The organism is Pseudomonas sp. WS 5078, assembly GCF_012985745.1.
GTDB lineage: Bacteria > Pseudomonadota > Gammaproteobacteria > Pseudomonadales > Pseudomonadaceae > Aquipseudomonas > Aquipseudomonas lundensis_A.
This window is the reverse complement of record NZ_JAAQWX010000011.1, coordinates 140059-164653: the sequence shown is the minus strand read 5'-3', so window position 1 is coordinate 164653 and position 24595 is coordinate 140059. Positions and strand designations below refer to the sequence as shown.

The following is a 24595-nucleotide window of genomic DNA, read 5'->3' as shown; positions in this document are numbered from 1 at the left end:
GCCGTTTTTGTGCCTGACTTAAAAGTGCTTACTGCACTTCTACCGCGAGGCTTTCACTGATTTTCTTTTGCCAGATCGCCGGGCCAGTGATGTGCACCGACTCGCCTTTACTGTCGACAGCCACGGTCACTGGCATGTCTTTCACGTCGAACTCGTAGATCGCTTCCATGCCCAGTTCGGCAAAGGCAACCACGCGTGACTTCTTGATTGCCTGGGCAACCAGGTAAGCCGCGCCGCCTACCGCCATCAGGTACACGGCTTTGTGTTCTTTGATCGCTTCAATGGCGGTCGGGCCACGCTCGGATTTGCCGATCATGCCCAGCAGGCCGGTCTGATCGAGGATCTGGCGTGTGAACTTGTCCATCCGCGTTGCGGTGGTCGGACCCGCTGGACCCACCACTTCGTCGCCCACTGGATCAACCGGGCCCACGTAGTAGATGAAGCGTCCCTTGAGGTCGACCGGCAAGGTTTCACCCTTGTTCAGCATTTCAACCATGCGCTTGTGCGCAGCGTCACGACCGGTGAGCATTTTGCCGTTCAGCAGGACGGTTTCGCCCGGCTTCCAGCTCTGCACGTCTTCCGGGGTCAGGGTGTCGAGATTGACGCGACGGGCCGACGGGCCAGCTTCCCAGACGATTTCCGGGTAGGCGTCCAGAGGTGGCGCTTCCAGCGCTGCAGGGCCGGAGCCGTCCAGCACGAAGTGGGCGTGACGGGTGGCAGCACAGTTCGGGATCATGCACACCGGCAGCGAAGCGGCGTGGGTCGGGTAGTCCATGATTTTTACGTCGAGCACGGTGGTCAGGCCGCCAAGGCCTTGAGCGCCGATGCCCAATTGGTTGACCTTTTCGAACAGCTCCAGACGCATCTCTTCGATACGGTTGGACGGGCCGCGCTTGATCAGCTCGTGAATGTCGATGGATTCCATCAACACTTCTTTGGCCATGACGGCCGCTTTTTCAGCCGTGCCGCCGATGCCGATGCCCAGCATGCCCGGTGGGCACCAGCCAGCGCCCATGGTCGGAACGGTTTTGAGTACCCAGTCTGCGATCGAGTCGGACGGGTTGAGCATGGCCATTTTCGACTTGTTCTCGGAACCGCCGCCTTTGGCCGCTACGTCCACTTCCACGGTATTGCCCGGGACGATGGAGTAGTGGATGACCGCAGGGGTGTTGTCCTTGGTGTTGCGGCGGGCACCGGCCGGGTCGGCCAGGATCGAAGCACGCAGGACGTTTTCCGGCAGGTTGTAAGCGCGACGCACGCCTTCGTTGATCATGTCGTCCAGGCCCATGGTGGCGCCATCCCAGCGCACGTCCATGCCCACGCGTACGAACACGGTGACGATGCCGGTGTCCTGGCAGATCGGGCGGTGGCCGGTGGCACACATGCGCGAATTGATCAGGATTTGTGCCATCGAGTCACGGGCCGCTGGCGATTCTTCGCGCAGGTAAGCCTCGTGCATGGCCTGGATGAAGTCCACGGGGTGGTAGTAGGAAATGAATTGCAGGGCGTCAGCAACGCTCTGAATCAGGTCGTCTTGCTTGATCACGGTCATGGGTCGCGCTCCTCTATAAGACGGGAACATTCAATAAGGTGTTTGCGACCTGGGTGCTTCGGTCTGTCGTAAACATCTTTGCAGGGATGCACCGGGCACGCATGACCGGCACAAAAAAGGCGCGGCAGTATAACCCGGCCCTCTCTTTGATACACCTGAGCAGGCAAAACTTGTAGTCGCTGCCCAAGACTGCGATAAGGGCCTGCGGAGCCTGCATTTCCTATTAATTGCGCGGGTTTGCGGGCATAGGGGGCCGCGCGGCCTTCACAACCCGGTAGCGTCTATAAGACTAATTGCCCACAGGAGCCCCGAAGTGCCCGAGTTACACGTCGCCGATCAGTGCTGGCCAGTTACCGTCGGCAGCAATTTGCTCGACAGCCTGAATCAGGCCGGGGTGCGCGTGCCCTACAGTTGCCGCGCGGGCAGTTGCCATGCGTGTCTGGTGCGTTGCGTGCAGGGCGAGCCGCTGGACTTGAAGCCGGATGCCTTGACCCGCACTCAGCGCGAACAAGGCTGGCGTCTGGCTTGTCAGTGTCAGGTGGTTGGGGATTTGCAGGTTGAAGCGTTTGATCCGATGCGCGATGGCGTGCCAGCCACAGTGGCAGCGCTTGACTGGTTAAGTCCGACGCTGTTGCGGCTTCGGCTCGTGCCCGAGCGCCCGCTGCGCTATCGCGCCGGGCAGCATCTGGTGCTGTGGACAGCCGACGGGGTGGCGCGGCCTTACTCATTGGCCAGTTTGCCGGGAGAAGACCCGTTTCTTGAGTTTCATCTCGATTGCACCCGGCCCGGTGCCTTTATCAGCGTAGCGTGTCAGTTCAAGGTGGGGGATGCCTTGCGGTTGGGCGAGTTGCGCGGCGGCGCGCTGCATTACGACCCGGACTGGCAGGAGCTGTCGCTGTGGTTACTGGCGGCGGGTAGCGGGCTGGGCCCGTTATACGGCGTATTACGTGAAGCCTTGCGCCACGCCCACCACGGGCCGATTCGCGTGGTGCATGTGGCCCGTGATGAGGCCGGGCATTACCTTAAGGCCGAATTGGATCAATTGGCACAAGTGCATCCTCAGCTGCTGGTCGAGTACGTACAGAAAGATGAATTGGCGGATTTTCTAGTCCGGATGCGCCTTGTTTCACGTCAGACGCGTGCCCTAGTCTGTGGGCACCCTGACACGGTGGAGGCGTTTGCCAAACGGTTGTTCCTGGCAGGGTTGTCGCGCAATCAACTGCTGGCGGATGCTTTTTTAAGTCGGGGTTGAGCGCTGTCTTTCCACACGTTGAGCGTGCCCATGACTCAAGCCATTGTTATCGAACGTGACGGTGCGGTGTTGACCTTGCGCCTGAACCGCCCCGAGAAGAAAAACGCCCTGACCCGCGACATGTACAGTTGCTTGGCCACCGCACTGCAACAGGCGGATGCAGATGCATCAGTGCATGCCATCGTGTTGTGCGGCAGCGCGCAGTGTTTCACCAGCGGTAATGACATTGTCGACTTTCTTGAAGTCCCGCCCGTGGACATGTCCAGCCCGGTGTTTGGTTTCATGCGCAGCCTGCTGGCCTGTCGTAAGCCGGTGGTGGCAGCGGTCGCTGGCGCTGCGGTGGGCATTGGCACCACGCTGTTGCTGCATTGCGACCTGGTGTATGTGACCGGCGATGCCCGCCTGCGCATGCCGTTTGTCAACTTGGGCCTGAGCCCGGAATTCGGTTCGAGCCTGCTGATGCCGCAACGACTGGGGCAGGTGAGGGCCGCCCGGCTGTTGTTGTTGGGTGAGGGATTCAGTGGTGAGCAGGCGACGTCCTGGGGGTTGGCCAATGCGGCACTGGAAGACGGGGAGGCGGTGCTGCGCGAAGCTCATGCGGCGGCACATCGTCTGGCGGCGCTGGCCCCGGCGGCGGTGCAGGACAGCAAGCGGCTAATCAGGGCTCCGGGGCGTGAGCAGTTGCAGCGGGTGATTGAAGAAGAAAGCTGGCTGTTTATTCAACGCTTGAATTCGCCTGAGGCGTTGGCGGCGTTATCCGGATTTATCAACAAAACCGCTCCCTGATGCAAAAAGCCCCGCCGGATTGCTCGGACGGGGCTTCGGGTTCGGGCCGGTTAAGGCTTAAACCATTTTGTCGCCGACATGCAGGATCTTCATGCCGTTGGTGCCACCGATGGTGTGGTAGCTGTCGCCTTTGGTCAGGATGACCCAGTCGCCTTTCTCGACAACGCCGCGCTTGAGCAGCTCGTCAATGGCAGCCTGGCTGACCTGTTCTGGCGGCAACGATGCCGGGTCGAACGGTACGGTGTAGACGCCACGGAACATGGCAGCACGGGCCTGGGTTTCGCGGTGCGGGGAGAACGCGTAGATCGGCACCGACGAGCGGATACGCGACATGATCAGTGGCGTGTAACCACTCTCGGTCAGGGCGATGATCGCCTTGACGCCCGGGAAGTGGTTAGCGGTGTACATGGCCGCCAGTGCGATGCTCTGGTCACAGCTTTCGAAGGTTTTACCGATGCGGTGGCTGGAGGTCTTGCTGGTCGGGTGCTTTTCAGCGCCGACACAAATGCGCGCCATGGCTTGCACGGCTTCCAGTGGGTAGGCGCCGGCAGCACTTTCAGCCGAGAGCATCACGGCGTCGGTGTAGTCGAGCACGGCGTTGGCCACGTCGGACACTTCAGCACGGGTTGGCATCGGGTTCTGAATCATCGACTCCATCATCTGGGTCGCAACAATCACAGCCTTGTTGTGGCGGCGTGCGTGCAGAATGATTTTCTTCTGGATGCCTACCAGCTCGGCGTCACCGATCTCGACGCCCAGGTCGCCACGGGCAACCATCACCGCGTCGCTGGCCTTGATCAGGCCGTCGAGGGTTTCGTCGTCAGCCACGGCTTCGGCACGTTCGATCTTGGCTACCAGCCAGGCGGTGCCGCCTGCTTCGTCGCGCAGTTGACGGGCGTATTCCATGTCGGCCGCATCACGCGGGAACGAAACGGCCAGGTAGTCGACCTGCATCTCGGCTGCGAGCTTAATGTCTGCCTTGTCTTTTTCAGTCAGCGCCGGAGCTGTCAGGCCGCCACCGCGACGGTTGATGCCTTTATGGTCAGAAAGCGGGCCGCCGATCAGCACGGTGCAGTGCAGGGCGTCATCGGTGGCGGTATCGACACGCATGACCACGCGGCCATCGTCGAGCAGCAGTTCGTCGCCCACGCCGCAATCCTTGACCAGATCCGGGTAGTCGATGCCGACGATTTCTTGAGTGCCTTCCGTCAGCGGGTGGCTGGTGGAGAACGTGAAACGATCACCGATCTTCAGTTCGATGCGTTTGTTGGCGAATTTGGCGATACGAATTTTCGGGCCTTGCAGGTCACCCAGCAGGGCAACGAAGCGGCCATGCTTGGCGGCGATGTCACGTACCAGCTTGGCGCGGGCCTTGTGCTCATCGGGCGTGCCGTGGGAAAAGTTCAGACGGGCAACGTCCAGGCCAGCCAGGATCAGCTGCTCCAGCATTTCCGGTGAGTTACTGGCAGGGCCAAGGGTGGCAACGATTTTGGTTCGACGAACGGACATGCAAAGACTCCTGAGTTCAAGCGCTGCCAAAGGCTACTATGGTCTCAAGTTGTAGTCATTGTTCCTCTGCACTACTTTCGACTTAAGTTGTGGTGCATACGGTCATTGGTTGAAGAATTCGCTCGCCGGGTCGATACCCTGCCGAGAACAGGAGATACCCATGCGAATTTTGCTCGTTGTACTGTTGGCCACCAGTGTGGTCGGTTGCACCCGCTGGTCAATGAATCATCATTTGAACAATGCCTATCGTGCCTACGACCGGGGCAATTGCGAGGCGGTCATGCTGGAGTTGTCGGAGGTTGATCGCGACAGCCGTAGCCGTCCTTATATATGGCCTCAAACGGCCATGCTGCGTGGCTTGTGCCTGGAACGTACGAAGTTTTACCTGGATGCCGCCCAGACCTACGAATGGATCATCAAGGAGTTCCCGCAGAGCGAGTGGGCGTATCGGGCAAAGGCGCGTATTGAAACGTTGCGCATCCTCAAGTTCATTCCCGGGAATGCCACTACACAGGCCATCCCGGCAAAAATTTAACACCGAGCTGGCCATTTGCCTTGCTTTTACTAATATTGCTGTGCGATACGCGAAGTGACAGTTGTGTGTCTGCACAGTTTCACCGTGAGAACCAAAAGCCTTAGCGAGCCACTTCAGTGGTCATTCCAGTTCCCGTGGGTCGTGCAGTGCGGGAAGTCCAGGTACTAGCGCGGTCATGCTTAATGGCCTTTCAAAGTGATATTCAGCATGTTTACTGATCGCCGTATCGAGCGTCATCAACTGCCGTATTTCTTGAATGTGTTCAATCGATTCACGGACAAGCCCCTGGGGTATTTGGGTAATGTCTGCGAAGAGGGGCTGATGCTCATCAGCCAGCTCCCGTTATTGGTCGACGCCAATTTTGAGCTGCGACTCAAGCTGCCCGACGCTGACGGTCGTGTGCAGGTGGTCGACCTGACTGCACGCTGCCTGTGGTGCCATGAAGATGTCACGCCGCATTACTACGACGCTGGCTTCATCCTCTACCAGCCGCCTCCCGAGTACACCGCCCTGATCACGGCCCTGCGTCAGTATTTCAGCTTCTATCCCTTGCCAGCGTCTGCCTGAGGCCGAGATCCGGGCTGGTCTTGCTCGGGGCTGAACGCCTAGACTTGCAGGGTCTACTGTTCAGGAACACCCCGTGACCACTATCTTCTGGTACGACTACGAAACCACCGGCATCAATCCGCGTTGTGACCGGCCAGTACAAGTCGCCGGCATTCGCACTGACCTTGAATTGAACGAGATTGACGAGCCGCTCAATCTGTACTGCCTGCCAAGCGACGACATCCTTGCGCACCCCATGGCCTGTCTGATCACCGGCATTACGCCCAGTCGCCTGGAAGATCGGGGGCTGGTCGAAGCCGAATTCATGACGCGTACCCACGCGCACCTGTCCTTGCCCGGCACCTGCGGCGCAGGCTACAACACCTTGCGATTTGACGACGAGGTGACGCGCTACAGTCTGTATCGCAACTTCTTCGATCCTTACGCCCGTGAATGGCAGGGAGGTAACAGTCGCTGGGACTTGATCGATGTGGTGCGCACTGCCTATGCCTTGCGCCCTGAAGGGATTGTGTGGCCTGAAGAGGAGGGGCGCGTCACTCTTAAGCTAGAACGTCTGACCGCGGCTAATGGCATTGATCACGGTCAGGCCCATGATGCGTTGTCGGATGTGCGCGCAACGATTGCCCTGGCCCGATTGATTCGCGACAAACAACCTAAGTTATATGACTGGCTTTTCCAGTTGCGCACGAAACAACGTGTGCTTGATCAGGTTCGGCTGTTAGAGCCGATGGTGCATATTTCAGGACGGTTTTCGGCGGCGCGTCATTATTTGGGGGTGGTACTGCCGTTGGCGTGGCATCCGAAAAATCGCAATGCACTGATTGTCTGCGATTTGCACTTTGATCCGCGGCCATTATTGGAACTGGATGCTGAGTCACTCCGCGCACAGCTCTATACACGTCGAGAAGATTTGCCCGACGGGCAATTACCGGTGCCGCTCAAGCTAATACACGTTAATCGTTGTCCGGTGGTGGCGCCGATGAATGTAGTGCGCGCACAGGATCAAGAGCGTTTGCAATTGGACGTTGGCCAATGCCAGGAACGGGCGCAAACACTTATCGAGGCGCAAGAACTATGGCGGGATAAATTAACGGCTATTTATGCCCGTGAAGACTTCGTGCCGAGCGCGGATCCGGAGCAGCAGTTATATGATGGCTTTATCGGTGACCGTGACCGTCGCCTGTGTGAACAAGTAAGACTCAGTGACCCTGAGGCATTGGCTAAAGATACCTGGCCTTTTGATGATGAACGCTTGCCTGAATTATTGTTCCGGTACCGGGCGCGAAACTTTGCTCATACGTTGAATGAGCAAGAGCGCGAACGCTGGCGCGTCTTCTGCCAGCAACGATTGACCGATCCGCAGATGGGCGCACCGCTGACCCTGGCTGCTTTCCAGCACAGCGTTGCAGAGCTGTCGCGCAGCGCTACGCCCGCGCAATTGACGTTGTTGAATGAGTGGCGCCGGTATGCAGAAGGTTTAAGTCGTCGCGTGTTTGTGGAGGGCGAACCGGGAAGAGAGGAGTAACGGGCGTCAATAAAAAAACGCCAGCAAGCTGGCGTTTTTTTTTGAGCATCGCAAATAAGCTGCGTGCGGGTATTACTTAGTCGAGCAAAGTTGCCCAGCCTTCAACCACGTCACCGCCCCACTTGGCTTTCCACTCTTTCAGTGTTTTGTGGTTGCCACCTTTGGTTTCAATCACTTCGCCGTTGTGCGGGTTTTTGTATTGTTTAACCTTGCGGGCACGTTTGGTGCCGGTCGTTTTCACAACACCGCGTGGTGTTTTGCTTACTTTGGACTCTGGGTCCAGCAGCGCAATAATATCGCGTAGCGATTTTTGGTATTCGCCCATCAGCGTGCGCAGTTTGCCTTCAAATTCCAGCTCAGTTTGAAGTTTGTCGTCTTCCGACAGGTTCTTCAGGCGAGCTTGCAGCTCTTTGATGGCTTCTTCGGTTGCGCGGTATTCGTTGATCAGGGACATGAGGATAACCTTATGTTGAAAAGGGTTAACAGGGACACAGTGCGGCAATAATAGTCAGACACTTTGATCAAGTAAACCTGTCTGCGCAGATTTAGTTAAATTTTTATTCATTAACTTCGCTGTTTTGAATAAGCGCTATTAAATAGAGGCGTCGCTATCAACCCTATTAAAACGATTAATTAGGCGAATTCAGGTTGCAATAAACGCGATGCAGGCCGCAGTACTGTTGAGGCGGACCTCTGGCAGCGAGGCCCGGGGCGTGGGTAATCAGTCTCAACGAATACTGTCGTTTTGCTGCGCACTCGCTAGAATGGCGGCCTTAGTAAAGTTTTTGGAGTTTGCCCTACATGCGCACTTTTCGACTGGTGATTGCGTGCCCCGATGGCGTCGGCATTGTCGCCAAGGTCAGTAATTTTCTGGCCTCACACAATGGCTGGATCACTGAAGCGAGCCACCACTCGGACGACCAGAGCGGTTGGTTCTTTATGCGTCACGAAATCCGTGCGGATTCGCTGCCATTCGGCATCGAGGCGTTTCGCGAAGCATTTGCTCCTATCGCTGAAGAATTTTCGATGGTGTGGCGCATTACTGACACGGCGCAAAAGAAGCGCGTTGTGCTGATGGCCAGCCGCGAGTCGCACTGCCTGGCGGACCTGCTGCACCGCTGGCACAGCGATGAGCTGGATTGCGAGATCGCGTGTGTGATCTCCAACCATGATGACTTGCGCAGCATGGTGGAGTGGCACGGCATTCCGTATTACCACGTGCCGGTTGATCCCAAGGATAAAGAGCCTGCGTTCACTGAAGTCTCGCGTCTGGTCAAGCAGCACGATGCTGAAGTAGTGGTCCTGGCGCGCTACATGCAAATCCTGCCGCCGGACCTGTGCAAAGAATACGCAGGTCAGGTCATCAACATTCACCACAGCTTCCTGCCTTCCTTCGTTGGCGCCAAGCCTTACCACCAGGCTTCGCTGCGCGGCGTAAAACTGATTGGCGCGACGTGCCACTACGTGACCGAAGAACTCGATGCAGGTCCGATCATCGAGCAGGACGTGGTACGTGTAAGTCACAGTGACAGTATCGAAGACATGGTGCGTTTCGGCCGTGATGTCGAGAAGATGGTGCTGGCCCGTGGCCTGCGTTATCACCTGGAAGATCGCGTGCTGGTGCACGGCAACAAGACGGTGGTCTTTTAAGCAAGCGTCTCTGTGTGCTCATTGATGAATAACGCGCTGTCGATCGTCGATTGCAGCTTTGCGTTGTTCGTCAATGAAAACGCAATCTCGGGTTCTGAACAGGGGGAGGTGCCATGACCGATCCACTCGACAAGGCCACGTCCAGCGCACCGGCTACAGTAGGTGAGGGGTGTTTGAGTCGTTACGATCCGGACGCACTGAGCCCCGAAGACGGAACGGAGTTTCCTGACGCTGCCAGGCTGTGGGATCACTTACAGCAAGAGGCTGAAGAGGAACCTGATCTGTAGCCGCTCAGGCGGCCACAGATCATGCGTTCATTTATATGCGGAAGCTGCCAACCAGTTGTTTAAGGCGAGCGGCTTGTTGCTCAAGGTCGGAACAGGCGCGCAATGTCGCCTGCAAGTTTTCAACGCCTTCCTGATTGAGGGTGTTGATTTCAGTAATGTCCATGTTGATCGATTCCACAACCGAGGTCTGTTCCTCGGTGGCAGTGGCGACCGACTGGTTCATGCCGTCAATTTCCCCAATACGTTCCGTAACGCTGGTAAGACGCGCACCTGCACTATTAGCGATCTCAACGCTGTCTTTGCTGTGACGCTGGCTCTCTTCCATGGTGTTGACCGAGTCGCGGGCGCTGACCTGCAATTCCTCGATCATCTTTTGCACTTGTTGCGCTGATTCCTGGGTGCGGTGCGCCAGATTGCGGACTTCATCTGCCACCACCGCAAAGCCACGTCCTGCTTCCCCGGCACGTGCTGCTTCAATCGCGGCGTTCAAAGCCAGGAGGTTGGTTTGCTGGGAAATGCTGGTGATGACCTCCAGGATCTGACCGATGTTCACGGTCTTGTCATTCAGTGACTCAATGTGGCTGCTGGACGTGCTGAGCATCTGCGACAGTTGCTGCATCGAGCCGATGCTGCGCTCCACCACTTGCTGGCCTTCTTCGGCCAGGCCGCGTGCATCGCTGGCTTGATGCGAGGCTTGTGCCGCATTGCGCGCGATTTCTTGCGCTGCGGCGCCCAGCTCGTTGATCGCTGCGGCCACGCTGTTGGTGCGGCTGGCTTGTTCGTCAGAGTTAACCATGGACGAATTGGATGCACTGACGACACGCAAGGCGACTTCATTGACGTGTTCGGTGGCCGAGGCCACTTCCGTCATGGAAGTATGAATACGCTCCACAAACTGGTTGAACGCGCTCCCCAATGTGCCGAATTCGTCTTTGGATTCGACTACCAGGCGGCGGGTCAGGTCGCCTTCACCTTCCGCGATGTTTTGCATGGCGCGGGTCATGACGTGCAGCGGCTGCATCAGTAGACGAATCAGCAAGCCGAGCAGGGCTATGATCGAGATCACCGCGATCAGCGTGGCAATGACTGCCGACGTGCGGAAGGTGCTGAGCATGGTATAGGCCTGCTCTTTATCAATCGACAGGCCGACGTACCAGTTGACCGACCCCAAGCCTTTGACCGGAGCAAACGTCACGATGCGTTCTTTGCCGTCGAGCTTGACTTCGCTGATGAGCGTGCTGATGGGAGGCGTGTTTTGAGGGTAGATATCTTTCAGGTTCTTGGTGACCAGAGTGTTATCCGGGTGAACCAGGATCTTGCCGTCTGCGCTGATCAGGAAGGCGTAACCCATGCCGCCAAAATCCAGGGCATTGATCGTGTCCGTGATGGTTTTGAGTGTCAGGTCAGTGCCGACGACTCCGAGGGTTTGCCCGCCTTTTTTTACGGCGGTCCCAATGGAAATGATCATCTGCCCGGTGACCGCATCAATATAGGGTTCGGTCAGGCTGGCGGCATTGCTGTTCAGTGCATCCTTGTACCAAGGCCTGCTGCGCGGATCGAAGCCATCCGGCATTTTGCTATCGGGGCGGATGGTGAATGCACCTTGGGTGTCACCGAAGTAGACCGCCATAAATGAGCTGCTAAGGGCTTTTTGCTCCAGCAACTGGGCTACATAGTCAGGCGCGGGATTAATAGCGATGGTCTCGCCCAGGTTTTCAGTGAGCAAGATGCGCCCGCCGAGCCATGTCTGAATATTGTTGGCCGTTGTGCTACCCATCTCACGCAGATAGCTGTCCAGATCGTCGCGAATGGCAGTGCGCTGCAGGTAGTCGTTGTAAAGCGTAAATAGCGAAAAAGCGGCTATTACGATCAGGGACGCGGCAAGCAGGATTTTATGACTGAAACGCAGATTTTTGTTCATGGCTTGAAGGGTCCGCTAAGGTCTAAAAGTGTGATGCCTGCTGACATGAAATGCGCCCAACATAGAAACCACTGACAGAACCTGAGCGATTCCTACATTTATTTGCGCTCTTTCCGACATTAAATTCGGAATTTTCTGGTCTAGCATTAACGTTGTATCGACGTGTTACCGCGAAAGATTAATTTAAGGTGGAAAAATGCCTGATTCCTCAGCTTTAGTTCTCGGTGCCGACCTTTCGGGTCAGCCCGTCGCCCAGTCATTGCGTCTGGCCAATCGTCACGGCTTGATTGCGGGCGCTACGGGGACAGGTAAAACCGTCACGCTGCAACGCCTGGCAGAGCAGTTCAGTGATGCGGGCGTGGCAGTGTTTGCCGCCGACATCAAAGGCGATTTGTGTGGTCTGGGGGCCGCCGGCAATCCTCAGGGCAAAATTGCAGAGCGGATCGCGGGCATGCCGTGGCTTAATTTCCAGCCCACGGCTTATCCAGTGACGCTGTGGGATATTCAGGGCAAGACTGGGCATCCATTACGCACAACCCTGAGTGAAATGGGGCCGCTTTTGCTAGGCAGTCTGCTGGAACTGACGGACAGCCAACAATCAGCGCTGTATGCGGCGTTCAAAGTGGCGGATCGCGAAGGCCTGTTGCTGCTGGATCTCAAAGACCTCAAAGCGTTGCTCAATCATCTGCGGGATCATCCCGAAGTGCTGGGCGACGACGCGGCGCTAATGACCACCGGTTCCAGCCAGGCGCTACTGCGACGACTGGCGACCCTGGAGCAGCAGGGCGCTGAGGCGCTGTTTGGTGAGCCTGCGTTGCAGTTGGAAGACATTTTGCAGCCGGACAGTGACGGACGCGGGCGCATTCATTTGCTCGATGCGAGCCGGTTGGTGCATGAAGCGCCCAAGGTCTACGCGACCTTTTTGTTGTGGCTGCTGGCCGAATTGTTTGAGCAGTTGCCCGAGCGCGGTGATTCGGACAAGCCTTTATTGGCGCTTTTCTTTGACGAGGCGCATCTGCTGTTTGCCGATACACCGAAAGCGCTTCAGGATCGACTGGAGCAAGTGGTGCGCTTGATTCGCTCCAAAGGTGTGGGCGTGTACTTTGTCACGCAATCGCCAGCGGACTTGCCTGACACCGTGTTGGCGCAATTGGGGCTGCGCATTCAGCATGGATTACGGGCGTTCACGGCCAAAGAGCAGAAGTCCCTCAGGGCCGTGGCCGACGGGTTCCGACCCAACCAGGCGTTCGATGCGCTCGCGGTGCTAACGGAGCTGGGCACCGGCGAGGCTTTGGTCGGCATGTTGGAGGATAAGGGCACGCCGGCGATGGTGCAGCGGGTGCTGATTGCGCCACCTCAGTCGCGCATCGGTCCTTTGAGTGACGCGGAACGCGCCGGGCTGATTGCCACCTCACCCCTGCAGGGGCGGTACGACAAGCCGATAGATCGAGAGTCTGCTTACGAGGTGCTCATGGCGCGCAAAGGCGGTGTCTCTGCGGAGCAAGCCCCGGCCGAGCCCAAAGAACCCGGATTTCTGGATCAGGCTGGGGAGTTCCTCGGGACGTCGACAGGCAAGGCATTGCAGTCGATGGCGCGTCAGGCCGTCAATCAAATGGGGCGCCAGTTGGTTCGGGGATTGCTCGGGTCATTACTGGGTGGCAGCAAGCGTAAATAAAGCAGCGGCTACGCCGGACCGGATTTTGGTTTGCCATGACTGGCGAGCCGTTCAAGGGCGGCTCGCAGTGCGGGGTCGGTAATTCCGTCAGCAGTCGCCTGGATGGTCTGGGCGGCGTCTTGTGACAAGTCCAGGGTGTGGCCAGCCACTTTGGCTAACACGGTAGGCGGCTGCACTTTAAATAAAATGCGGGTCAGACTGGCAAATTCATCAAACGCCTGCAATTGACGTTGCAGGCGTTTTTGCTGGTAGCGTAACCGCGTCGCCCAGTGGCCATCCGTGACAATCAGTAGCAGGCTGCCTTCACGCCACGACGCCACATGGCAGTGTTCGCGGGCGGCGGGCTGGAGCTGGCTTTCAAGCAAGCGTTGCAGGTGGGCCAAGCGCTTGGCGTGGCCGAAGATGGCTTTTAACGGCTTAGCCTCGCGCAGCAGGACAGAGGGTGCCCGTGCTGGATGTGGGCGAAATGCCATGTTCAAACACCTGAGAAAACTGAGGCGCAATCTTAGCAGAAACCGGCCGTGTGGCTGCGCTTGATCCGCTAACTGAAGACTTTGGCTGCAAAATCAATGAGTAACTTCTTGCTCTTATGGGTTGAAGTTCAGCAAAAAGCCCTTATTTTAGTGAAGCCCCGTCACAACGCTGTACCAGTATCGTGGAATAACGCCACTTTCCTCACCGCCGTTTCCGGGTAGAATGCTCGCTCGCATGCGGCCATCAGGGCTGCTCGGGCGACTCTCGGGGCCGCCCTCCATCCCTATGTGTGGAAGATCCTGCCGATATGTTTGCGCCTTTGTTAAAGAAACTTTTTGGAAGCAAGAACGAGCGCGAAGTTAAACGCATGCTCAAGAAGGTTCAGGTCATCAATGCCCTCGAAGAGCAGATGGTTGCTCTGACCGACGAGCAATTGCGTGCCAAGACCGAAGAGTTCAAGGCCCGCATAGCAAAAGGTGAGACCCTCGATCAACTCCTGCCTGAAGCCTTCGCGGTCTGCCGTGAAGCAGGCAAGCGCGTCATGGGCATGCGCCACTTTGACGTCCAGCTGATCGGTGGCATGACCTTGCACGAAGGCATGATCGCAGAAATGCGTACCGGTGAAGGTAAGACCTTGGTAGCGACCCTGGGCGTTTACCTCAACGCGTTGTCCGGCAAGGGCGTGCACGTTGTGACGGTGAACGATTACCTGGCGCGCCGGGATGCCAACTGGATGCGTCCGCTTTATGAGTTCCTGGGCCTGACGGTCGGCGTGGTTACGCCGTTCCAGCCACCACAGGAAAAGCGTGAAGCCTACGCCGCTGACATCACCTACGGCACCAACAACGAATTTGGCTTCGATTACCTGCGCGATAACATGGCTTTCAGCATGGAAGAAAAATTCCAGCGTGAGCTTAACTTCGCTGTAATCGACGAAGTCGACTCGATCCTGATCGACGAAGCCCGTACGCCGCTGATCATTTCCGGTCAGGCTGAAGACAGCTCCAAACTGTACACCGAAATCAACAAGCTCATTCCGCGTCTCGAACAGCACATCGAAGAAGTAGAGGGCGAAGTAACCAAGCCGGGTCACTTCACCATCGACGAGAAGACCCGTCAGGTCGAGCTGAACGAAGCCGGTCACCAGTTTGTTGAAGAGATGCTCACCCAGATCGGTTTGCTCGCTGAAGGTGAAAGCCTGTACTCGGCGCACAACCTGGGCCTGCTGACCCACGTGTACGCTGCACTACGCGCTCACAAACTGTTCCACCGCAACGTTGAATACATTGTTGAAGACGGTCAGGTGCTGCTGGTTGACGAACACACCGGTCGTACCATGCCGGGTCGTCGTTTGTCCGAAGGCCTGCACCAGGCTATCGAAGCGAAAGAGGGCCTGAACATCCAGGCAGAGAGCCAGACGCTGGCTTCGACCACCTTCCAGAACTACTTCCGTCTGTACAACAAGCTGTCCGGCATGACCGGTACGGCTGACACTGAAGCGTTCGAGTTCCACCAGATCTACGGTCTGTCGGTGATGGTTATCCCGCCGAACAAGCCGCTGGCACGTAAAGACTATAACGACCTGGTGTTCCTGACGGCCGACGAGAAGTACGCAGCCATTGTGGCCGACATCAAGGACTGCATGGCCAAAGGCCGTCCGGTACTGGTGGGCACCGCGACCATCGAAACGTCCGAGCACATGTCCAACCTGTTGAAACAGGAAGGCATTGAGCACAAAGTTCTGAACGCCAAGTTCCACGAAAAAGAAGCTGAAATCATTGCACAGGCCGGTCGCCCGGGCGCGCTGACCATCGCCACCAATATGGCAGGCCGTGGTACGGACATCCTGCTGGGCGGTAACTGGGAAGTGGAAGTGGCGTCTCTCGAGAACCCTACTCCTGAGCAGATTGCCCAGATCAAGGCCGATTGGCAGAAACGTCACCAGCAAGTCCTGGAGTCGGGCGGCCTGCACGTAATTGCTTCCGAGCGTCACGAATCGCGCCGTATCGACAACCAGCTGCGCGGTCGTGCCGGCCGTCAGGGTGACTCGGGTTCCAGCCGTTTCTACCTGTCGCTCGAAGACAGCCTCATGCGCATCTTCGCCTCTGACCGGGTGAAGAATTTCATGAAGGCCCTGGGCATGCAGTCCGGCGAAGCGATCGAGCACCGCATGGTGACCAACGCTATCGAAAAGGCCCAGCGTAAGGTTGAAGGTCGCAACTTCGATATCCGTAAGCAATTGCTGGAGTTCGACGACGTCAACAACGAACAGCGTAAAGTGATTTATCACATGCGTAACACGTTGCTGGCCGCCGACAACATTGGCGAAACCATCGCTGACTTCCGCAAAGATGTCCTCGACAGCACGATCAGCGCACACATCCCTCCACAGTCGCTGCCGGAGCAGTGGGACGTTGCAGGTTTGGAGTCCGCCATCGAAAGCGGCTTCGGCGTGAAGTTGCCAATCCAGCAATGGCTCGACGAAGACGATCACCTGTACGAAGAAACCCTGCGCGAGAAGCTGCTGGCTGAGCTGATTGCGGCGTACAACGAGAAAGAAGAGCAGGCGGGTGCTGAAGCGCTGCGCACGTTCGAGAAGCAGATTGTATTGCGCGTACTGGATGACCTGTGGAAAGACCACCTGTCGACCATGGATCACCTGCGTCACGGCATTCACTTGCGCGGTTATGCGCAAAAGAACCCGAAGCAGGAATACAAGCGCGAGTCTTTCAACCTGTTCTCCGAGCTGCTTGATTCGATCAAGCGCGATTCGATCCGCGTGCTGTCGCATGTTCAAGTGCGTCGCGAAGACCCAATCGAAGAAGAGGCACGTCTGCGTCAGGAAGCTGAAGAGCTGGCGTCGCGCATGCAGTTCCAGCATGCAGAGGCGCCGGGTCTGGATCAGCCGCAGGCCTTGACCGAAGAGCTGGAAGGCGTAGAGGTCTCAGACGTCACGCCTGCTACCGACCCTGTTCGTAACGAACAGAAGCTCGGCCGCAACGAGCTGTGCTACTGCGGTTCGGGCAAAAAATTCAAGCACTGTCACGGGCAAATCAACTGATAACCCGTTTCATCTGCTGAAACACCTGCGCCGCGACCGGCATTAGCCGTCGCGGCGTTTTACCATTGAATTCCCGCCATTTAAGGGCGGCGCAGACAGCTTATTGAGGAGCGCATCATGGCAGTTGGTCTTGGTCCTTTGCCCACTTTGCACCCGGTTGCGGGTTTTGAGCTGGGGATTGCTTCAGCCGGTATCAAGCGTCCCGGGCGTAAGGATGTGGTAGTGATGCGCTGTGCCGAAGGCTCCAGCGTGGCGGGCGTCTTCACCCTGAATGCGTTTTGCGCGGCCCCGGTCATTCTGGCCAAACAGCGCGTGCAAGGTCCTGTGCGATATTTGCTCACCAACACCGGCAATGCCAACGCAGGCACCGGGGCACCAGGCCTGGCAGCGGCTACCCGCACCTGTGCGAAACTGGCCGAATTAACCGGTGTGGACGCCAGCGCTGTGCTGCCGTATTCCACCGGTGTGATTGGCGAACCATTGCCGGTCGAAAAAATCGAAGGCGCGCTGCACGCGGCGCTGGACGATCTGGCTGAGGATCACTGGGCAGAGGCGGCCATCGGCATCATGACAACCGACACCTTGCCCAAAGGGGCGAGTCGTCAGTTTCAGCATGAAGGCGTGACCGTTACCGTTACCGGGATCAGCAAGGGCGCGGGCATGATTCGCCCGAACATGGCCACCATGCTCGGTTACATCGCGACGGACGCCAAGGTGTCGCGCCAGGTGCTGCAAGATCTGTTGCTCGACGGCGCCAACAAATCGTTCAACCGCATCACCATCGATGGCGATACGTCCACCAACGATTGCTGCATGTTGATTGCCACGGGCAAGGCCAATCTGCCTGAAATCACCGAAGCCCGCGGCCCTTTGTTCGACGCGCTGAAACAGGCGGTGCTGGACGTGTGCATGGAGGTGGCGCAGGCCATCGTGCGCGATGGCGAAGGTGCGACCAAGTTCGTGACCGTTGAAGTCAATGGCGGCGCCAATCACCAGGAATGCCTGGACGTCGGTTATACCGTGGCCCATTCGCCCCTGATCAAAACCGCACTGTTCGCGTCCGATCCCAACTGGGGCCGGATCCTGGCAGCCGTGGGCCGTGCCGGTGTACCGGAGCTGGATGTCAGCAAGATCGACGTGTTCCTCGGCGAAGTGTGTATCGCCAGTGGCGGTGCCCGTGCGGCGACCTACACCGAAGAGCAAGGTTCGGCAGTGATGGCGCGCGAAGAAATCACCATCCGCATCGAGTTGGGCCGCGGTGCATGCAGCGAAACCATCTGGACCACCGACCTGTCCCACGAGTACGTCAAAATCAACGCGGAGTACCGGACCTAAGTCGTCTCGACATCGCGTGCCAGTCAGGCAAGCTTGTTTGGCTTGATGGGCGCGCTAACGACTTACCAGCGCACGTGAGCGGCTGCTGATTCGGTAGTCCACGTTCAAAGCCTGGCAACAGGCGGGATTAGAGGAAGTTCAAGGGTGAAACGAGTTCATGTGGCTGCGGCCGTCATTCGAGGCACTGACGGCAGAATTCTGATTGCTCGTCGTGCTGATACACAGCATCAAGGCGGTCTTTGGGAATTTCCCGGCGGCAAGGTTGAAGCCGGAGAGTCTGTCAGCGCGGCCTTGAGCCGTGAGCTGAAAGAAGAGCTTGGGATCGACGTGACCTCGGCTCGTCCATTGATCACCGTGAAGCACGATTATCCCGACAAGCACGTGTTGCTGGATGTGTGGGAAGTCTCGGCGTTTACCGGTGAGCCTTGCGGCGTGGAAGGCCAGCCTTTGGCGTGGGTCAGCCAGCGGGATCTGGCGAGTTACGCATTTCCTGAAGCCAATAGACCGATTGTGGCAGCGGCGCGTTTGCCTGATCAGTACCTCATCACGCCTGACGGTTTTGAAGGGCCAGAGTTGCTACGGGGCTTACAGAAAGCCATCGCGGGCGGTATCAAACTGGTTTCCTTGCGCGCGCCCAAAGGCTATGACCCTAAGTACCGGGATTTGGCGGTAGACGCCACGGGGCTGTGCGCAGGCAAGGCGCAGCTGATGCTCAAAGGGCCGCTGGAGTGGCTGGGTGATTTTCCGTCGGCCGGTTGGCATTTGACGGCGGCGCAACTACGTAAATACGCCGCCAAAGGCCGGCCGTTTCCTAAAGATCGCTGGTTGGCGGCGTCGTGTCATAACGCTGAGGAATTGGCGTTGGCAGAACAGATGGACGTTGACTTCGTGACGCTGTCACCCGTCTTGCCCACAGAGACTCATCCAGATATGGAGCCTTTGGGTTGGGAGCAGGCGCAGCAACTGATTGCTGGTTTTAACAAGCCGGTGTTTCTGCTGGGTGGGTTGGGGCCTGATGATCGTCAGCAGGCGTGGGACGTCGGCGCGCAAGGTGTATCGGGCATTCGCGCGTTCTGGCCCCACGCATGACCTGACGTCACAGCGTGTGCCCGAAATGTAATCTGTGTTCTCCCGTGCAAGCGCACTGACGAGCGCTTGCGCCTCAATCAGCGGGTTTATCTGCGGCCTGCCACAACACTTCTGCAACCCCTTGGCGCTTGGCAATCAAGCGTGCCGTCACAAACAGCAGGTCTGACAACCTGTTGATATAGGCCAGTCCAGGGCCGTTGAGCGGCTCGACTGCATTGAGATGTTGGCAGCGACGCTCGGCACTGCGCGCGAGGCAGCGACACACATGCGCTTGGGCGATCAGGGTAGAGCCTGCTGGCAAAATGAAGTTTTCCAGTGGTCCCAGCTCCTCGTTCCAGCGATCAATCGCCGCTTCAAGCCGTTCGACTTCGCTCAGGTTTAACGCCTGATAAGCCGGCATGGCCAGCTCGCCTCCCAAGTCAAACAGTCGGTGTTGGCAGGGCGTCAGCACCTCGATCAGTTCGTCCAGGCCCGGCGTCCGGACGCTTTGCTCGTGTAACCCGGCGAGCAAGAGCCCCAGTTGGCTGTTAAGCGCGTCCACTTCTCCAATCGCCTCGACCCGAGGATGATCTTTGGACACGCGCCGGCCATCGCCCAGGCCTGTTTCGCCCTTGTCGCCGGTGCGGGTGTAAATCTTTGATAAGCGAAAGCCCATGGTTACAGTTCCGACTTGGTAGTTTCGTGGACGGGCATCAATGGCAGACGCAGCGTGAAGCACGTGCCTTGACCCGGGGTTGAGTGCACTTCCATTTGCCCTTTGTGGTTATTGGTAATGATGAAGTAGGACACGGAAAGACCGAGCCCTGTGCCTTGGCCAACTTCCTTGGTGGTGAAGAAAGGCTCAAAAATACGTTTGCGCACGTTTTCAGGCATGCCTGCGCCGTTGTCTTCCACCTGGATCTCAGCCCAGGGTGGATTCAGTTTCGTGCGCAGGACGATGCGCCCGGGTTCGGTGTTGCCTTGGCGCTGATGAATCGCCTGGGCGGCGTTTTTCAACAAGTTCAGCAGCACCTGTTCCAGCTCGTTGGGGATGCAGGGTACGGGCCCGAGGTGAGGGTCAAACTGACGAATGATGGCCTGGCCCTTGAAGTCGAAACCGATGGCGAGGTCGAAGTCATTGCTTGCGATGTCGACCGCCTGATCAATCAGCGCCGACAGGTCGCAAGGGCTCATTTGGCGATTACTGCGGCGACTGAAACTGAGCATGTGGGTCACGATTTTGGCTGCGCGGGCCCCCGCCTGTTGAATGCCATCCAGTAGCTTAGGGATTTCTCGGGCCTGCGAATAACGGTTTATCGCATCAAGGTCAACGCCTGTCAGCGCGGCTTGCTCACTATTCTTGGGCAGGTCGTTGGACAGGCGCCGCCGGATGTTTTGCACATTATGCAAAATGGCGCCCAATGGATTATTGATCTCATGGGCCATCCCCGCCGCGAGACCGCCCACAGAGAGCATCTTCTCTGACTGAACCATCATGTCTTCCATGGATAGCCGCTGGGTGATGTCGTCGATGCGGATCACGGCGCCGCGTCCGCCACCCCCCATCAATGGATAGAAAGTCAGTGCGTAATGTTTGGGCTCATCACCTTGAGGCCAGGTCACGCGCTCTATTTTGACGACGCGATGGTGGGCGATGGTGTCTTTGATTTGCGGCAAGAAAGGTTTCAGAGGTTCAAATGCCAGATAAACCGGTTGATTCAGGGCCTCATCCAGCGGCGTGCCGGAGAGGGCGCTGGCTTCCTGATTCCATTGCGTGACGTAGAGCTGTTCGTCCAGTGCGATCAGGGCGGAGGGCATGGAATCGATAATGCTGTTGAGATAAATCTGAAAACCGGTGAGTTTTTTCTCGATTTTGCTTCTTACCTGCACTTCAAGTTCGAGCTTGCGATTGGTATGGCGGGTTTCTTCTGCCAGCGCCTGGGCTTGATCGTAGGCTGCCTGTGCTTCATCTCGGGCGCGTTTGAGCTCCTGCTCACGCGCTTCGATACGCGAGAGCATGGTATTGAACGCTTCAGCGAGGCTGCCGATTTCATCGTTATTGCCCGGTTTGGCCCGTAGCGAATAGTTCTCCTCGCGCGTGACCTGGCGTGACAGCTCTTCGAGCTGATAGATGGGTTGTGTGATCAGGCGCTTGATCTGGCGCGCGATCAACAGCCACAGCAAGACACTGAACACCAGAATTCCGAGGCTGGCGGTGAACGTGCCGGTATAAAACGCCATGGGCAGTTCACTGCTGGCCACTAGCAACAGATGCCCGCCCTTCGGAAGCCGGGAAGTGTGATGGCTGCGCAGCTCAGTCAGGCCCCAGGCTTGAACTTGGTCAAAGTGTTCGGGTAGCGCCAGACGATCGCCGTGCTGCAACTGTGCCAATAAATGGCCAGACGGGTCATAAATAGCACCGGCTCGGAGGGGGGCGTAGGTGCCAATTTCTTTAAGCAGGGCGTTGGCGCTCTCAGGGGAATCCAGCGCATGCTCCATCAGCGCGGGGTTGGATACCAGACTGCCCAAGGTCTGCAACGCTTGCGGCGCGGTGCTTTCGTGGGAAATCCAGTAAGCCACGCTGATGAATGTCAGGTTGGCCACCAGCAGCACGGTTGCCAGCAGCACAAGCAGGGCGGCCAGCAGCTTTTGGCCGACCGGCAGGTTTTCGAGGCGCTGGCGCAAAGACATGAGGGGCCCTAGTGAGTGCGTGAACGGGCAGGTTAGCGCGGCGTTCAGTGAGAGGGCAAACCGAGGTGCTTCAGGTGGGCTGTCAACTGTTGGTGGATAGCATGTAAGTGAGGTGTGTCCAGGCCACTGCGTTGCGCCGCCTGGCAGGCATACCCGGTCAAATAGCTAATCTCTGTGCGCCTGCGTTGTGCCACATCCTGATACATCGAGGCGTAATTGTTAGCTGTGGCGTCAATCACCCGGTGCACTTCAGTGCTCAAATTTGCCGCTGCTTCTGGTTGTGCGCAGATTTCAAGCAGGGCGCCGAGTTCACTGCACAGCGCATCCACTGTGTGCGCATGTGCTTTCAGTCCTCCGTTTCTGCATTGATGCAGCACGGTCAACGGGTTGATTGCACAGTTGAGCGCCAACTTGCGCCACAACCTACTCAGAATGTTCGGGCTCCACTCATGACTGATGCCGCTGTGTTGTAGCTCGTCAAGCCATGAGGGCGCGGCGCCCTGTTGAGGGTCACCTAGCCAGTTATGACCCTGCCCGGCAAAGACCACGCGCCAGTCGCCCTCACGAAACGCCCCCTCCGTGCTGGAGGCAAACAGGCAGCGCGCCCGTGGAACCAGAGCGGCTACGGCTTGTTGGCTACCCAGTCCGTTTTGCAGCAGGATGAGTTGCGCGTCAGGGCTCAAACGGTGAGCGATACGAGCGACGGCATGCTCTGCGTCATACGCTTTGCACGCCACTAGCAGGCGTATGATGGGTTCTGCGGTGTCGAGGGTTTGCGCTGCAATGGGCCACAGAGTGGCTTTGTTTCCTTCGACGAGGGTCAAACCTTGCGCCGTTTTGTAAGCGTGTAATCGCGCCTCATCGCGCAAAATCAGCCGTACGTCATACCCTGCCCGTGCCAGGCGGGTGGCCCATAACGAACCCATACTGCCAGCCCCCAGAATGTGCCAAGGCGTTGAAGCCAACCGTGAGGTGCCGCTATCGGTTTGTGCAGACATGAGTGCTCGCCCGTGAATGAAGTCGAAGAACCGTTATAATGCCCGCGCATTTTAACTGTCAGGTCAGGCGTGCTCCATCTGTGTTGAGCGCGCCCTTTATTATTGGAGAAAACACATGCCGTCGTTCGACGTGGTATCCGAACTGGACAAGCACGAAGTCACCAACGCAGTCGAGAACGCTGTCAAAGAGCTGGACCGCCGTTACGACTTAAAAGGCAAAGGCTCTTTTGAGTTCAAGGAAAAAGACCTGACGGTCAACCTGACTGCCGAAGCAGACTTCCAACTGGAAGCAATGATCGAAATTCTCAAGCTGGCCCTGGTCAAGCGCAAGATCGATGTGCAGTGCCTTGAGGTCAAGGAAGCTTACGCGTCGGGTAAGCTGATGAAGCAAGAAGCAGTGCTCAAGGAAGGTATCGACAAGGAGATGGCGAAGAAAATCGTCGCTCACGTCAAAGACGCCAAACTCAAGGTTCAGGCCGCCATTCAGGGTGAGCAGGTACGCATTACCGGCAAGAAACGCGATGACCTGCAAGAAGCCATTGCTGCCTTGCGCGCCAAGACGTTCGATCTGCCATTGCAGTTCAACAATTTCCGCGATTGATTAATGATCATTGGCCATGGGGGAACCTCTGGCGATCATCGGCGTCCGAGTTTTTCGGGCACTGCAGAAACGATTGAGCGGGTAGCGTTCAGTCGTTTCGCTGAGTAAATGACGTCGCCGGGTATCGGTACAAGGAGATATAAATGGACTTGAACGCTGAAATGGATCACTTGATCCAGGCTTCGCAAGCCTGGATTCCGATGATCATGGAATACGGTAGCCGCGTGCTGCTGGCCTTGATTACGTTGGCTGTAGGCTGGTGGTTGATCAATCGCCTGACCGCAAAGCTGGGTAATTTACTGGCGCTGCGCAAGGCTGATCTGGCGCTGCAAGGCTTTATCAGCAGTCTGGCCAACATCATTCTCAAAGTGCTGCTGGTGGTGAGTGTTGCCTCAATGATCGGCATTCAGACCACCTCATTTGTGGCGGCGATCGGTGCGGCGGGTCTGGCGATCGGTTTGGCGTTGCAGGGCAGCCTGGCGAACTTTGCTGGAGGGGTGCTGATACTGTTGTTCCGTCCGTTCAAGATTGGTGACTGGATTGAAGCGCAGGGCGTGAGTGGTACCGTCGACAGCATTCAGATCTTCCATACCGTTCTGCGTACCGGCGACAACAAGACTGTCATCGTGCCCAACGGCAATTTGTCCAACGGCATCATCACTAACTACAACCGTCAGCCGACGCGCAAGGTGGTGTTTGATGTTGGCGTTGATTACGAAGCGGATCTGCAGAAGGTGCGTGAGGTGTTGCTGGCGTTGGCGGATGACCCGCGCGTACTCAAAGATCCTGCCCCGGTGGTTGTCGTGACCACGTTGGGTGACAGTGCTATCACCATGTCATTACGCGTGTGGGTTGATACCCCGAATTACTGGGATGTGCTGTTCATGTTCAACGAACAGTCCCGTGATCGTCTGAAGGCTGCAAATATCGATATTCCGTTTCCGCAGCGTGTGATTCGCGTGGTTCAGGAGTCGGCGGCAGAATAAGTGGCCGTGAATAGCCTGAGTCAGACACGTGTGTGATTGATCAATTAAAGGGGCGTGAGCCTCTTTAATTGTTTTTGGTCTTCACTTTTCAGTAGTCAGCGCTACATTGCGCTAACGGTAGG

21 protein-coding genes are annotated in these 24595 nt (G+C 57.4%); 13 read left to right on the top strand and 8 right to left on the bottom strand.

Annotated elements, in window-relative coordinates:
* Positions 1 to 28: 28 nt before the first annotated feature.
* Positions 29 to 1552, bottom strand: coding sequence for a fumarate hydratase (locus HBN68_RS16025; RefSeq protein WP_169965230.1), 1524 nt, complete (start codon positions 1550 to 1552; stop codon positions 29 to 31).
* Positions 1553 to 1865: 313 nt separating this feature from the next.
* On the opposite strand from HBN68_RS16025, the gene HBN68_RS16020 reads away from it, so the two are divergent.
* Complete coding sequence (locus tag HBN68_RS16020; protein WP_169965227.1) at positions 1866 to 2804, top strand: iron-sulfur-binding ferredoxin reductase; 939 nt, start codon at positions 1866 to 1868, stop codon at positions 2802 to 2804.
* A gap of 30 nt (positions 2805 to 2834) precedes the next feature.
* Positions 2835 to 3590, top strand: coding sequence for an enoyl-CoA hydratase-related protein (locus HBN68_RS16015; protein WP_169965225.1), 756 nt, complete (start codon positions 2835 to 2837; stop codon positions 3588 to 3590).
* A gap of 57 nt (positions 3591 to 3647) precedes the next feature.
* Here the strand turns inward: HBN68_RS16015 and pyk are convergent, their stop codons facing one another.
* Positions 3648 to 5099 (bottom strand): pyruvate kinase, encoded by a 1452-nt coding sequence (pyk, locus tag HBN68_RS16010; protein WP_094993869.1) that lies wholly within the window; start codon positions 5097 to 5099, stop codon positions 3648 to 3650.
* Between the two features lie 160 nt (positions 5100 to 5259).
* On the opposite strand from pyk, the gene HBN68_RS16005 reads away from it, so the two are divergent.
* From HBN68_RS16005 to sbcB, 3 genes are all read left to right on the top strand, one after another.
* Positions 5260 to 5634 (top strand): hypothetical protein, encoded by a 375-nt coding sequence (locus tag HBN68_RS16005; RefSeq protein WP_094993870.1) that lies wholly within the window; start codon positions 5260 to 5262, stop codon positions 5632 to 5634.
* Positions 5635 to 5841: 207 nt separating this feature from the next.
* The gene (locus tag HBN68_RS16000; RefSeq protein WP_094994948.1) at positions 5842 to 6201 is read left to right on the top strand and encodes a pilus assembly protein PilZ; all 360 of its coding nucleotides are present in this window, start codon (positions 5842 to 5844) and stop codon (positions 6199 to 6201) included.
* A gap of 73 nt (positions 6202 to 6274) precedes the next feature.
* On the top strand, positions 6275 to 7726 hold the full coding sequence (sbcB, locus tag HBN68_RS15995) for an exodeoxyribonuclease I (protein ID WP_169965223.1): 1452 nt from the start codon (positions 6275 to 6277) through the stop codon (positions 7724 to 7726).
* A gap of 76 nt (positions 7727 to 7802) precedes the next feature.
* Here the strand turns inward: sbcB and mvaT are convergent, their stop codons facing one another.
* On the bottom strand, positions 7803 to 8180 hold the full coding sequence (gene mvaT, locus HBN68_RS15990; RefSeq protein WP_047276768.1) for a histone-like nucleoid-structuring protein MvaT: 378 nt from the start codon (positions 8178 to 8180) through the stop codon (positions 7803 to 7805).
* A 347-nt stretch (positions 8181 to 8527) separates the two neighbouring features.
* On the opposite strand from mvaT, the gene purU reads away from it, so the two are divergent.
* Together purU and HBN68_RS15980 are read left to right on the top strand one after the other, a co-directional pair.
* Complete coding sequence (gene purU / locus HBN68_RS15985) at positions 8528 to 9376, top strand: formyltetrahydrofolate deformylase (RefSeq protein ID WP_094994950.1); 849 nt, start codon at positions 8528 to 8530, stop codon at positions 9374 to 9376.
* A gap of 113 nt (positions 9377 to 9489) precedes the next feature.
* Positions 9490 to 9663, top strand: a complete 174-nt coding sequence (locus tag HBN68_RS15980; RefSeq protein ID WP_169965222.1) for a hypothetical protein — start codon at positions 9490 to 9492, stop codon at positions 9661 to 9663.
* A 31-nt stretch (positions 9664 to 9694) separates the two neighbouring features.
* Here the strand turns inward: HBN68_RS15980 and HBN68_RS15975 are convergent, their stop codons facing one another.
* Positions 9695 to 11584 carry a methyl-accepting chemotaxis protein gene (locus tag HBN68_RS15975; protein WP_094994951.1) on the bottom strand — a complete coding sequence of 630 codons (1890 nt, stop codon included), beginning with the start codon at positions 11582 to 11584 and terminating at the stop codon, positions 9695 to 9697.
* Between the two features lie 196 nt (positions 11585 to 11780).
* On the opposite strand from HBN68_RS15975, the gene HBN68_RS15970 reads away from it, so the two are divergent.
* Positions 11781 to 13259, top strand: coding sequence for a helicase HerA-like domain-containing protein (locus HBN68_RS15970; protein WP_169965220.1), 1479 nt, complete (start codon positions 11781 to 11783; stop codon positions 13257 to 13259).
* A gap of 8 nt (positions 13260 to 13267) precedes the next feature.
* Here HBN68_RS15970 and HBN68_RS15965 read toward each other — a convergent pair whose 3' ends face one another.
* The gene (locus HBN68_RS15965) at positions 13268 to 13732 is read right to left on the bottom strand and encodes a DciA family protein (protein WP_094994953.1); all 465 of its coding nucleotides are present in this window, start codon (positions 13730 to 13732) and stop codon (positions 13268 to 13270) included.
* Between the two features lie 308 nt (positions 13733 to 14040).
* Between HBN68_RS15965 and secA the strand changes: the two genes are divergently transcribed.
* The 3 genes from secA to HBN68_RS15950 all read left to right on the top strand — a co-directional run bounded on the left by secA (position 14041) and on the right by HBN68_RS15950 (position 19218).
* Entirely contained in the window at positions 14041 to 16794 is a 2754-nt protein-coding gene (secA, locus tag HBN68_RS15960; RefSeq protein WP_094994954.1) for a preprotein translocase subunit SecA, read from the top strand.
* Between the two features lie 117 nt (positions 16795 to 16911).
* Positions 16912 to 18129 carry a bifunctional glutamate N-acetyltransferase/amino-acid acetyltransferase ArgJ gene (gene argJ, locus HBN68_RS15955; RefSeq protein WP_169965218.1) on the top strand — a complete coding sequence of 406 codons (1218 nt, stop codon included), beginning with the start codon at positions 16912 to 16914 and terminating at the stop codon, positions 18127 to 18129.
* Positions 18130 to 18273: 144 nt separating this feature from the next.
* Positions 18274 to 19218, top strand: a complete 945-nt coding sequence (locus HBN68_RS15950; RefSeq protein ID WP_169965216.1) for a Nudix family hydrolase — start codon at positions 18274 to 18276, stop codon at positions 19216 to 19218.
* A 73-nt stretch (positions 19219 to 19291) separates the two neighbouring features.
* Here the strand turns inward: HBN68_RS15950 and HBN68_RS15945 are convergent, their stop codons facing one another.
* The 3 genes from HBN68_RS15945 to HBN68_RS15935 are packed head-to-tail and all read right to left on the bottom strand — an operon-like array spanning position 19292 to position 22886.
* Positions 19292 to 19873: a cob(I)yrinic acid a,c-diamide adenosyltransferase gene (locus HBN68_RS15945; protein WP_094994957.1), complete on the bottom strand. Its 582-nt coding sequence runs from the start codon at positions 19871 to 19873 to the stop codon at positions 19292 to 19294.
* A 2-nt stretch (positions 19874 to 19875) separates the two neighbouring features.
* Positions 19876 to 21888 (bottom strand): HAMP domain-containing sensor histidine kinase, encoded by a 2013-nt coding sequence (locus HBN68_RS15940; RefSeq protein WP_169965214.1) that lies wholly within the window; start codon positions 21886 to 21888, stop codon positions 19876 to 19878.
* A 44-nt stretch (positions 21889 to 21932) separates the two neighbouring features.
* A complete protein-coding gene (locus HBN68_RS15935) occupies positions 21933 to 22886 on the bottom strand; it encodes a putative 2-dehydropantoate 2-reductase (RefSeq protein WP_169965212.1) in 954 nt (317 codons plus the stop codon).
* Between the two features lie 115 nt (positions 22887 to 23001).
* Here HBN68_RS15935 and HBN68_RS15930 point away from each other — a divergent pair, with 115 nt between their 5' ends.
* Together HBN68_RS15930 and HBN68_RS15925 are read left to right on the top strand one after the other, a co-directional pair.
* Positions 23002 to 23487: a YajQ family cyclic di-GMP-binding protein gene (locus tag HBN68_RS15930; RefSeq protein WP_094994960.1), complete on the top strand. Its 486-nt coding sequence runs from the start codon at positions 23002 to 23004 to the stop codon at positions 23485 to 23487.
* A gap of 143 nt (positions 23488 to 23630) precedes the next feature.
* The gene (locus tag HBN68_RS15925) at positions 23631 to 24473 is read left to right on the top strand and encodes a mechanosensitive ion channel family protein (RefSeq protein ID WP_169965209.1); all 843 of its coding nucleotides are present in this window, start codon (positions 23631 to 23633) and stop codon (positions 24471 to 24473) included.
* Positions 24474 to 24595 lie beyond the last annotated feature (122 nt).